This is a genomic window from Catenulispora rubra (assembly GCF_015356825.1).
Lineage (GTDB): Bacteria > Actinomycetota > Actinomycetes > Streptomycetales > Catenulisporaceae > Catenulispora > Catenulispora rubra.
In genome coordinates this window covers 1-10,367 of record NZ_JAACYW010000375.1, presented here as the reverse complement: position 1 = coordinate 10,367, position 10,367 = coordinate 1, and the positions used below count along the sequence as shown (strand labels likewise).

The following is a 10,367-nucleotide window of genomic DNA, read 5'->3' as shown; positions in this document are numbered from 1 at the left end:
GTCGGGGACGGGGCCGGGGGTGTGGTCGAGTACCGAGACGACGGTGACGCCGATGGGGCCGGAGACTGGGCCGCCGACCGGACCGGCGACCGGGCCATCCGCTTCGACATCGGCCCTGGGAAGCGGCAGCCGGATCGTGGACTGCACCGGCACCTTCGTCGCGGACGGCTCCCAGGCCAAGGCACAGGCGGACTGCCGCCGTGCCGAGCCGCTGTGGCAGGCGGTCTTTCCGGGGCTCGCGGTCGGCGGGGCGCGGAATCCAGACTCCCAGCAGGTCGCGAACGGTTTCCTGGCGCGAATCCTGGCGCAGGACGTGACAGCGCCGGCGCTTTACGGTCGTCCTCAGCCGCAGGTCGTTCAGGACTGGACCGAGGCCCTGCGAGCGGCTGAAAACGTCGGCCCTCAGACCTGGTCGGGCTTCGACATCGCGACCGCACAGGGGACGATGACCGTTCAGTCCGACTACCGATCGGGCGCGGACAACAGCACCCACCTGCCGTGCTTGGGGGACAGCCCTTGCGATTCCGTGCCGCTCGGCGACGATTCGGTGGCGGAGGTTTCCGACACCGGCGACGGGCACCGCGGTGTGGTGACGGTACGGGCGCCCGGCGGTGGTGCCTACCGCATCTCCTTCACGACCCAATACGGCGGCCGCTACGCCGACGTGCCCTGCTCGGCGCCCGACCGCCGCTGCTACGCCGACCTCACCGACGGCTCCATCCGTCCCGGCATGGTCCCCAACCCCGACCCCGCCACCGACACCCCGTCGATCACCCGCGCGATGCTCACCGACATCCTGACCAGGCCTGCGTTCGCCGCCCTGGTGCAGGGGTACTTCGCCGGCAAGCTGGGGCAGCCCGGCTAAGCCCGTCCCACCACGATCGCCGACCCGTGCCCGAACAACCCCTGGTTCACCGCCACCCCGACCCGGGCCCCCGCGACCTGCCGCGCCCCGGCGTCGCCGCGCAGCTGCCAGGTCAGCTCGCACACCTGCGCGATGGCCTGCGCCGGGATCGCCTCGCCGAAGGAGCTCAGGCCGCCGCTCGGGTTCACCGGCACCCGGCCGCCCAAGGACGTCGCACCGTCGTGCAGCAGCTTCTCGGCGTCGCCGGGGTCGCAGAGCCCGATCTCCTCGTACCAGTCCAGTTCCATCGCCGTCGTCAGGTCGTAGACCTCCGCGAGGTCCATGTCCTGCGGTCCGAGCCCGGCGGCCTCGTACGCCGCGTGTGCTAGTGACTCGCGGAAGCTGCGGGGCGCTGGTTCCGTGGCGGCCATCGCGTCCGAGGCGAGGTACGGGAAGTCCGGGACGGTTCGCGGGTACGTCGGGGTCGGCGCGGAGACGGCGCGGATGCGGACCGCGTCCTTGTTCAGCCTTCTGGCGTAGTCCTCGGAGGTCAGAACGACTGCCGCGCCGCCGTCGCTCGTCGCGCAGATCTGCAACAGGCGCAGCGGGTCGCTCACCATCGGCGAGTTCAGCACGGTCTCCGCGTCCACCTCCGCGCGGAATCGTGCGTTCGGATTCAGGGATCCGGCCCGGGCGTTCTTCACCTTCACCGCCGCGAAGTCGTTCTCCGTCGAGCCGCGCAGGGCCATCCGGCGGCGCGCGTAGAGGCCGAAGTACGCCGGGTTCGTCGCGCCGAGCAGGCGGAAGCGCAGCCAGTCCGGGTCGTCGGGGCGGTCGCCGCCGACCGGGGCGAAGAAGCCCTTCGGGGTGGTGTCCGCGCCGACCACCAGGACCACGTCGGCCAAGCCGGCCAGGATGTGCGCGCGGGCCGTGGACAGGGCCTGCGCCCCGGTCGCGCAAGCCGCGTAGCAGCTCGCCACCGGCGCGCCCTGCCAGCCCAGCGCCTGGGACAGTGCCGAGCCCGCGACGAAGCCCGGGTAGCCGTTGCGGATCGTCTCGCCGCCGACCACCAGCTGCACGTCGCGCCAGCCGAGGCCGGCGTCGGCCAGGGCGGCGCGCGCCGCGACCGAGGCGTACTCGACGAAGGGTTTTCCCCACGCACCCCAGGGGTGCATCCCGACGCCGGCCACGGCGACGGAGTCCGTCCGGCTCATGCGTGCGCCTCCCCGGTGTATGCGGCGTATGCCGCAGCATCGGTGGTGGATTCTTCGGATGGTCCGATCGGGCGCCAGTTCCAGACCCTTTCCTCAACTCCTGCAGAGGAGACGAGGGTTCCGGGGACCAGCTCCATGGTCATGCCGACGTGCAGGGACTCCGCGGGGACGTCCGGGGGGACCTGTCCGAGCACGATCATGCGCTCGGCGGCCAGTTCGACGGCGGCCAGCGCGTAGGGGGAGAACTCGGAGTCAGGGGGCCGCGGGTAGGGCGGCGGGGGAGCGTAGCGGGCGTCCGTGTACGACCACAGGGTTCCGCGGGTCGACAGCGGCTCAGGGCTCTGCTCCAGACCCTCGCAGTCGGGGTCGGGGCAGCCCGGGACGGTCCGCGGGGGGAAGCTCAGGGCGCCGCACGCGGTGCAGCGGCCGGCCAGCAGGGCGAAGCCCTCCGGACCTTCGCGGAACCATGCGTCGGTTCCCGGAGCGGCCGGTATGCCGTCAGTCATGGATCTGACGGTATATCAGATTCGCCGCTCCGGGAACGTCGGTCCGCGGGTGGATCAGGGGATGGATCGGTGTCGCGCCCGGCGCCCGTCACCGGGAAAGAGCCGGTGGGACAGAGCCGGTGAAGAGAAGGTGGCGTTCTCGCACGGTGTGCGGTTGCGCTGTGCGCTTGCGCGCCGTTCGGAGCCTGCTAGGCGGGCTCGGTGGACGCCGCCGGGTCTCAGTCGTCGACGCGACGGCGGCTGCCGCGCTGGTCGTCGAGCCGGCCGAGCACCCCGGGGAGCCGCTCGAGCAGCCCGACCAGCTGGTCGAACTCCTCGTCGGTGTAGGAGCGGCGCAGCGAGCGGTCCAGGGCCCGCACCCGGCGCTTGGCGGCCTCGTAGGCCTCCTTGCCGCGTGCGGTGACCTCCGCGTCGATGACGCGGCCGGCCCCGCGGCCGAACTCGCGGGTGATGTAGCCCTTGCGCTCCAGCGCGGCCACCAGCCCGACCATGGCCTGCGGAGTCACCGAGACCGAGCGGGCCAGCGTCGCCGAGGAGGCCCGGCGCAGGTGGACCAGTGCCTGCAGGACGCCGTACTGGGCCTCGGTGAGGTCGAGTTCGGCGAGCAGGCGTGTCATGTGCCGGGCGAGCTCACGGTCGCACATCGTGAGCAGCCACGGCAGGTAGCCCGTGGAGGGCCGGTACCGGACCGGGCGATGGCCGCGGCCGGCGAGTGATCCGCCGGTGGCGGGGACCAGTTCCTGGTCGTCCTCGTCCTCGTGCTCGGCGGTGTGTGCAGATGTGTGTTCTGACACAGCGGGTCTTCCCCCCTTGCGTGTTGGTGCCACTCCCACTGCCACGTTCCCGCCAACGTGGTGACAGCGCTCATGTTGCGTGTCGAGTGGAATGGACTTGTTCAAGCCCATCATATTCACGGAATGGGCACTACGACAGCAGGTCTTCGCTGTAGATCTGTGTACGCAGATTTACGGATGTTGAGAACAGCCGATTGAGGGTATAAGCGCAGGGCACGCCAAGGGCGCCGTCACCCGGCGTGACCCGGGCGCGGCGCAGCGCGAAACAGGGCTCTGAGGTGCACACACAGCACGCTCGGAACCGGTTCGGACTCCATTGCGGGGGGTGCGGAGTCCGGACAAAGGGGAGTGTGTTCGGTTGTCCGCAGGCGGATACGGACGCTCCACCCGCGCTGCCGGATCACCTGGGGGGAGAGGGAGACAGGGCGCGGGTGGAGCGGTTTCGTACTCGGCGACACCGTGCGGGCTGGTGCGGTGGGTCGGCCGGTCCTGCATCACTGAGGCTACCGCGCGGACACGCTGAGTTGACGATCATGGCGTACTTCTTGAACCAGACTTTGCCGTTTCTTGGTACAACCCCCGGCGGACGTGTACGGATGTCCCAGGCCCAGCCCCTGATCGCCTATCGTTGCTGTTTGTGAATCGAGGCAGGGCGGGCGACTACGACGACGGGTACGGCTACGAGCATGACCCCGATGCCACGGTCAACATCAACGACTACGGCGAGGAGTTCGCCGACGGGTCGTACGAGGACGACGGCTACTACGCCGAGGGCGACGGGTACGACGACGGGGGTTACGAGGACCACGGTGGCTACGGCTACGAGGACCACGGCTACGACGAGGGCGCCGACGGGTACGGCGACGGCGTCGAGCTCGGCGAGGACGGCCTCCCGGTCTCCAACCGCGTCCTGACCGTCCCGAACCTGATCAGCCTGGCCCGGCTGGCCGGCGTCCCGCTGTTCCTGGGCCTGGTCCTGTCGCCCTACTACGGCGGCCCGAAGTACGACGTCTGGGCCCTGGTGATCCTGGCGCTGTCCGGGTTCTCCGACTGGCTGGACGGCAAGCTGGCCCGGCGCTGGAACCAGATGACCAAGTTCGGCGCGATGATCGACCCGCTGGCCGACCGGCTGTACATCCTGGCCACCCTGGTCGGGCTGACGATGCGGCAGATCATCCCGCTGTGGCTGCCGATCCTGCTGGTCGGGCGGGATGTGGCGATGCTCGTCCTGATCTCGCCCAAACTGCGCAAGGCCGGCTACGGCGTGGCGCTGCCGGTGCACTTCCTGGGCAAGGCCGCGACGTTCAACCTGCTCTACGCCTTCCCGCTGCTGCTGCTCGGGCAGATCAGCGAGAAGCCGAACCACCTGACCGACATCGCGAACATCTTCGGCTGGGCGTTCGTCGGCTGGGGGACCGCGCTGTACTTGTTGGCCGGCGGGATGTACTTCGTGCAGGCCCGGCAGCTCACCCGCGACGTCGGGCGCTGAGGCGCGCGTCGGCAGAAGCTGGGGGGACATGTCAAGATGGCCTCCATGCCCACGCCGCCCGACGCCCGGAACAGCGCGCGCCGCGACGCCTCGATGTCGCTGCTGACCAGCCTGCTCAACGACACGCTGGACCCCGGGTACGCCGAGACCGCGGCGCGGCGCAAGGCCAAGGGCGAGGACGCCGGGGGCAGCCACTGGACCCGGCGTCCGTCGCCGACCGTGCTGCTCGGGGTGGCCGCCGTCGCGCTGGTGCTGGTGATCGCCGCGATCCAGACGCACCGCCAGGCGCCGTCCGCCGAGCGGGAGCGGCAGCAGCTGATCTCACGGGTGCAGGACGCGGAGCGGAAGAACTCCGCCGACGAGTCCATGATCTCCACGGTGCGCGGGCAGTTGCAGGCCGCGCAGGCCGAGGCGCTGGGACCGGAGCAGGGCAAGGCGTTCACCGCGATGTCGGTGGCGACCGGGGCCTCGCCGGTGACCGGGCCGGGGCTGGAGGTCGTGCTCAACGACGCCGCCGGGGCCGACAACCCCTCCAGCACCGACCCGCGGCAGAACGGCACCAACCAGAGCCGGGTGCTGGACCTGGACCTGCAGCACGCGACGAACGGCCTGTGGGCCGCCGGCGCCGAGGCCGTGGCGATCAACGGGCAGCGGCTCACGGCGCTGTCCGCGATCCGGACCGCGGGGTCGGCGATCATGGTGGACTTCCGGCCGCTGTCGCCGCCGTACACGCTGCAGGCGATCGGGGATCCGAAGTCGATGGCGGCGAAGTTCGCGGACGGGGCGGACGGCCGGTACCTGTTCGAGCTGAAGTCGCAGTACGGGATCGGCTTCGCGACGAGCACCAAGAACAAACTGAGCCTGCCGGCGGCCACGCAGCTGACGCTGACCGACGCGGTGCCGGCGCCTTGAGGGGCGTTTCGAGCGGCGCCTTGAGGGGTGCCTTGAGTGCCGGTGGCCCGAGCCTCCTCAGGGGTTCGGTACGGTGGCCCCAGCAGTTTTCCGAATCAGGTCACGGGCGCACCACGCGCCGCGACGAGCAGGGCCTGGTCAAGGCCGGGATGACTGAGACCGAGATGACTGGGACTACCGAGATGACTTGGAGGGCGTCGTGATCGCGGCGATCGGACTGGTGATCGGCGTGATCGCGGGGGTGGTCTTCCACCCCACGGTGCCCGCGGGACTGGCCCCCTACCTGCCGATCGCGGTGGTGGCGGCGCTGGACGCGGTGTTCGGCGGCGTGCGCGCCCTGCTGGACGGGATCTTCGACGACAAGGTGTTCGTGGTCTCCTTCGTCTCCAACGTGCTGGTGGCCGCGCTGATCGTGTACCTCGGCGACCAGCTGGGCGTCGGCTCGCAGCTGACCACCGGCGTGGTGGTCGTGCTCGGCATCCGCATCTTCTCCAACGCCGCGGCCATCCGCCGGCACATCTTCCACGCCTGAGAAGGAGCGCTGGGTGCAGACGCGGCCGGGGAACGAACCGGAGCCGGATCCGCAGGATTCGGCTGACGGCGCCGAGGCGGCGGAACGGGATCCGTTCACGCCGAAGGTGCCGCCGGTCGGCGAGGACCGGGACAAGGGCGAGGCTGAGGCCGACGAGGCCGAGGCTGAGTCCGGCGCGGATCTCGCCGAGACTATGGACCTCCGAAGCCTGCCTGAGGAGCCCGAGGTCAAGAATGTGCCTCGGCGACCTAAGAAGCATGCCGGGCAGATGTCTTCCGAGACGGTGAAAAAGCCGATCGGCGAGAGCGACGACGAGCCTGACCAGCCGGAGCCACCGGCGGGCGAGCAGGAGACTGCCGAGCCGGTCCCGGTCGCTGACAGTCGCGATGAGTCTGACCGGCCGGAGAAGCCTGCTGAGCCGGCGCTCGACGAGACAGTGAGTCTTGAGGGCTCGGCGCAGGAGCAGTCGGCCGCTGCAAGCGATGATGAGGCTGCCGGCGAGCGCGAGCCGTCGGAGAAGCCCGCCGAGACGGTCGATCTCCGCGAGCTGTTTCCGGAAGAGCCGGCTGCCACTGAGCCTGAGGCTGAGCCCGATCGCCCGGAGCTCGCCGCGACGGTGAATCTCCGGGATCTACTTCCCGAGGGCCCTGAGGACAAGAGTTCCGGCGAGCAACCAGCCGAGCCCGAACCCGAGCCCCCGCTCCGCCGCCGCACGCCTCCCGAGGGCGAGCCGCTTCGCCGTCGCCCCGTGCCCGGCGGCCAGCCGCCGCGGCGTCCGGGGCCGGGCCAGGACCCGCGCCGCGGGCCCGGACATCCGCACACCAACGAGTCGGGTCCCCGGCGTCGTCCGCCGTCCGAGCACGCTCCGGACGGTCCCAGCCGCCGCCCCGTGACAGAGTCGCGTCCGGCCGCAGCTGCCGCCTCCGGCCCCGCGGCGCCCGCGAAGCCCGCCAAGCCGGCCTCCGTCTCCCTCGGCCGCCGACGCCTGCTCGCGGCGTTCTGGCCGCCGCGCATGTCGCGCAACCAGGCCGTGGTCGGCGTGCTGCTCGGGGCGCTCGGCGCGGCCCTGGCGATCCAGGTGCACGCCACCAACACCTCCGACGAGATCCTGCGCGGCGCGCGCAGCGACGACCTGGTCAACATCCTCGACGAGGTGACCTCGCGGGGGCAGAGCCTCGACGCCGAGCTGCGCAACCTGGAGACGCAGAACGCGGCGATCCGGGACAGTGCGGACAAGGCGCAGGCGGCGTTGGCGCAGGCCCAGCAGAAAGCCAAGGACCTGCAGATCCTGGCCGGCACGGTCAAGGCCAAGGGCTCCGGCATCACCCTGACCATCACCGATCCGCAGCACCAGCTGAAGTCGGCGACCCTGCTCAACGCGCTGGAGGAGCTGCGGGCGGCCGGGGCCGAGGTGGTGCAGGTGGACGACGTGCGGGTGGTCGTCTCCTCGTCCTTCGTGGACACCGCCGACGGCGGGATCGCGCTGGACGGCCGCGAGCTGACCCAGCCCTTCGTCTACAAGGTGATCGGCGACCCGAACACGCTCGGGCCCGCCATGCAGATCCCCGGGGGCGTGGTGGCGACCGTGAAGTCCTCTCCGGGGGCCAACGCGACGATCGCTCCCGGGCAGGTGCTGATCGACGCCGTGGTGCCGGTGCCGAACCCGGACTACGCCAAGGCCGGATGAGGCGTGCCGGGGCCGGTGGGCCCCGGGGCCCGCCATGGTCCAGAATATGAGCGCGGGCCCACCGGCCCGTGGCGGCCGCCGCGCCGTCGACACCGTGTGAGGAAAGGGCGGCAAGGAAGCCGATGACCCCCGAAGAGCTGAAGTACACCGCCGAGCACGAGTGGGTCCGCTCCGGCGACGCCGACAGCGTCCGCGTCGGGATCACCGACTACGCCCAGGAGCAGTTGGGCGACATCGTCTTCGTGCAGCTGCCCGAGGTGGGCGCCAAGATCACCGCCGGCGAGCCGTGCGGCGAGCTGGAGTCCACCAAGAGCGTCAGCGACCTCTACGCGCCGCTGACCGGCACCGTCACCGCCGTCAACGCCGAGCTGGACTCCTCGCCCGAGCTGGTCAACTCCGACCCCTACGGCGAGGGGTGGATCTTCGACGTCCAGCCCGACGACGCCTCCGAGGTCGACGCGCTGCTGGACTCCAAGGGCTACGAGGCCACCATCGCCGAGTGAGCCCTGCGGCCGCCCCGCGGCGGCCGTGCGCCGCCGATGGTCCGGGACCGGTCCGATCCGGTTGCCGGACCATCGTGTCCGCGCCGTGTCCGCGCCGTGTTCGCGTCCGGCGCCGAGCGCGTCCGGCCGGGCTGATTCGAAGGCTGATACGACGTAGTCTGGGTGGATGGCGTGGATGTCAGAGCACGAAAGACACGTCATCTCGGCGCGTTCCGGTTGACCTCGACAAGAGGCGCCCCATAAGTTGCGACCAACGCAGGCGGCAGCCACAACCGCCACAGTGAATACTCCGGGAGGCCCACGACATGCCGTTCTGCACCAGGTGCGGGAACGCCAACCAAGCGGGGAGCCGCTTCTGCTCGCACTGCGGCACCGCATTGGCCGAGTCCCCGCTGCCGGGTGACCCCCTGGTGCCCGAGGGGGCGGCGGAGCGGACCTCGACGATGTCTCTGGTCAGCGTGGAGGCCGCCGCGGAAGCGGAGGTCGGCGGCGGCGGGGAGGAGACCGAGCGGATCGGTCTGGGCCCGGCCGACCGCGAGGCGCTGGCCGCGCTCCCGGCCGGCTCGGCGCTGCTGGTGGTGCGGCGCGGCCCGAACGCCGGCAGCCGGTTCCTGCTGGACGCCGACGTCACCACCGTCGGGCGCAGCCCGGACAGCGACATCTTCCTGGACGACGTCACCGTCTCCCGCCGGCACGCCGAGTTCGTGCGCAGCGCGCAGGGGTTCCTGGTGCGCGACGTCGGGAGTCTGAACGGCACCTACGTGGACCGCAACCTGATCCAGGAGGCGCTGCTGCGCGACGGCGACGAGGTGCAGGTCGGCAAGTACCGCCTGGTGTTCCACGCGGGCTGAGTCGACCGGCGGCGGCCCGCGCGGCGGCCGTGCTCGCGCAGACGGTCAAGCTGGGGGGCCGGCAGGAGAGGCAGGAATGCGGCGTGTCCGGCGAGGCGCTCACCATCGGCGAAGTCATCGGCCGGCTGGCCGCCGACTTCCCGGACCTGACCGTGTCCAAGATCCGCTACCTCGAGAGCGGCGGCCTGATCAGCCCCGGCCGGACCCCGGCCGGGTACCGCCGCTTCAGCGAGGAAGACGTCGAGAAGCTGCGCTGGGTGCTGGCCGCGCAGCGCGACCAGTACCTGCCGCTGAAGGTGATCCGGCAGCACCTGGCGGCCGACGGGCCGCGGGTGACGCTCGGGGACGCCGACGCCATAGTGGCCGCGCTGACCTCGGGGGCGGATCTGGCCTTCGCGCCGGATCCGGACGCGGAGACGCTGGCTGATCAGGACAATGCTGATCAGGACGACGCGGCACTGCCTCTCACGGCCACGCTGACTCCGCCGTTGCCGCCGCTGCCCCGGACGCGTGCGGCGACGGTCGCCGATCCGGAGTTCTATCGGGTCACCCAAGCGGATGTGGGAGAGCTGCATCTGGGGCGTGAGGCGTTGGCCAGGACGGCGGGTGTGTCCGAGTCCTTCCTCGACGAGCTGATGACCTATGGCCTGCTGCCGAACGTCGAGGCCTACGGCGGCGACGCGGTCTTCATCGTGCGGGCCGCCGCGGCGCTGACCGAATACGGGCTCGACCCCCGGCACCTGCGGCCGTTGTTGCTCGGCGCGCGCAATACCGCCGGGCTGCTCGGCACGCTGCTGCCGACGCGGCGCCACGACGGCGTCACCGGCTCCGGACGGCAGGCGGCGGCGTCCCGGGCGTCCTCGCGCACCGCGGAAGCCTCAGCGGCGGCTGTGAAGCTCTACGCGGCCCTGCTGCGGGCGGAGCTGGCCGCGGGCAACGCTCCGGTCGCGCACGTTCAGCAGGCCGCCTCCGCGAGCCGCAGCGCTTCGGTGCCAGCCCCGGCACCCGAGCCAGAACCCCAGCCCACCGCTGTTG

General features: G+C 71.3%; 11 protein-coding genes. 8 read left to right on the top strand and 3 right to left on the bottom strand.

The window, feature by feature from the left end; all coding sequences use genetic code 11:
• Positions 1-865 (top strand): hypothetical protein (locus GWK61_RS49305; protein WP_228564239.1); only part of this gene is annotated, 865 nt, incomplete at its 5' end.
• Here the strand turns inward: GWK61_RS49305 and GWK61_RS49300 are convergent.
• The 3 genes from GWK61_RS49300 to GWK61_RS49290 all read right to left on the bottom strand — a co-directional run bounded on the left by GWK61_RS49300 (position 862) and on the right by GWK61_RS49290 (position 3,358).
• Positions 862-2,058, bottom strand: a complete 1,197-nt coding sequence (locus GWK61_RS49300; protein ID WP_194920602.1) for a lipid-transfer protein — start codon at positions 2,056-2,058, stop codon at positions 862-864. The genes GWK61_RS49305 and GWK61_RS49300 overlap by 4 nt on opposite strands.
• Positions 2,055-2,564: a Zn-ribbon domain-containing OB-fold protein gene (locus tag GWK61_RS49295; RefSeq protein WP_194920599.1), complete on the bottom strand. Its 510-nt coding sequence runs from the start codon at positions 2,562-2,564 to the stop codon at positions 2,055-2,057. Before GWK61_RS49295 ends, GWK61_RS49300 begins: the two co-directional genes overlap by 4 nt.
• Before the next feature lie 218 nt (positions 2,565-2,782).
• Entirely contained in the window at positions 2,783-3,358 is a 576-nt protein-coding gene (locus GWK61_RS49290; protein ID WP_194920589.1) for a MarR family winged helix-turn-helix transcriptional regulator, read from the bottom strand.
• A gap of 910 nt (positions 3,359-4,268) precedes the next feature.
• Here GWK61_RS49290 and clsA point away from each other — a divergent pair.
• The 7 genes from clsA to ftsR all read left to right on the top strand — a co-directional run.
• A complete protein-coding gene (gene clsA, locus GWK61_RS49285; protein WP_194920606.1) occupies positions 4,269-4,847 on the top strand; it encodes a cardiolipin synthase ClsA in 579 nt (192 codons plus the stop codon).
• A 45-nt stretch (positions 4,848-4,892) separates the two neighbouring features.
• The gene (locus GWK61_RS49280; protein WP_194920584.1) at positions 4,893-5,759 is read left to right on the top strand and encodes a DUF881 domain-containing protein; all 867 of its coding nucleotides are present in this window, start codon (positions 4,893-4,895) and stop codon (positions 5,757-5,759) included.
• Positions 5,760-5,958: 199 nt separating this feature from the next.
• Positions 5,959-6,291 carry a small basic family protein gene (locus tag GWK61_RS49275; RefSeq protein WP_194920582.1) on the top strand — a complete coding sequence of 111 codons (333 nt, stop codon included), beginning with the start codon at positions 5,959-5,961 and terminating at the stop codon, positions 6,289-6,291.
• 13 nt (positions 6,292-6,304) lie between these two features.
• Positions 6,305-7,978 (top strand): DUF881 domain-containing protein, encoded by a 1,674-nt coding sequence (locus GWK61_RS60280; RefSeq protein ID WP_194920581.1) that lies wholly within the window; start codon positions 6,305-6,307, stop codon positions 7,976-7,978.
• 122 nt (positions 7,979-8,100) lie between these two features.
• Positions 8,101-8,481: a glycine cleavage system protein GcvH gene (gene gcvH, locus GWK61_RS49265; protein WP_194920580.1), complete on the top strand. Its 381-nt coding sequence runs from the start codon at positions 8,101-8,103 to the stop codon at positions 8,479-8,481.
• Positions 8,482-8,786: 305 nt separating this feature from the next.
• Positions 8,787-9,332: a zinc-ribbon and FHA domain-containing protein gene (locus GWK61_RS60275; RefSeq protein ID WP_194920579.1), complete on the top strand. Its 546-nt coding sequence runs from the start codon at positions 8,787-8,789 to the stop codon at positions 9,330-9,332.
• An 83-nt stretch (positions 9,333-9,415) separates the two neighbouring features.
• The coding region (gene ftsR / locus GWK61_RS57825) for a transcriptional regulator FtsR (RefSeq protein ID WP_323748116.1) at positions 9,416-10,367 on the top strand (952 nt) is incomplete at its 3' end.

Excerpts from the sequence above, each read along its gene's own strand:
- GWK61_RS49300 (WP_194920602.1), bottom strand. The coding sequence starts at position 2,058 with ATGAGCCGGACGGACTCCGTCGCCGTGGCCGGCGTCGGGATGCACCCC.
- GWK61_RS49295 (WP_194920599.1), bottom strand. The coding sequence starts at position 2,564 with ATGACTGACGGCATACCGGCCGCTCCGGGAACCGACGCATGGTTCCGC.
- GWK61_RS49280 (WP_194920584.1), top strand. The coding sequence starts at position 4,893 with ATGCCCACGCCGCCCGACGCCCGGAACAGCGCGCGCCGCGACGCCTCG.
- gcvH (WP_194920580.1), top strand. The coding sequence starts at position 8,101 with ATGACCCCCGAAGAGCTGAAGTACACCGCCGAGCACGAGTGGGTCCGC.
- GWK61_RS60275 (WP_194920579.1), top strand. The coding sequence starts at position 8,787 with ATGCCGTTCTGCACCAGGTGCGGGAACGCCAACCAAGCGGGGAGCCGC.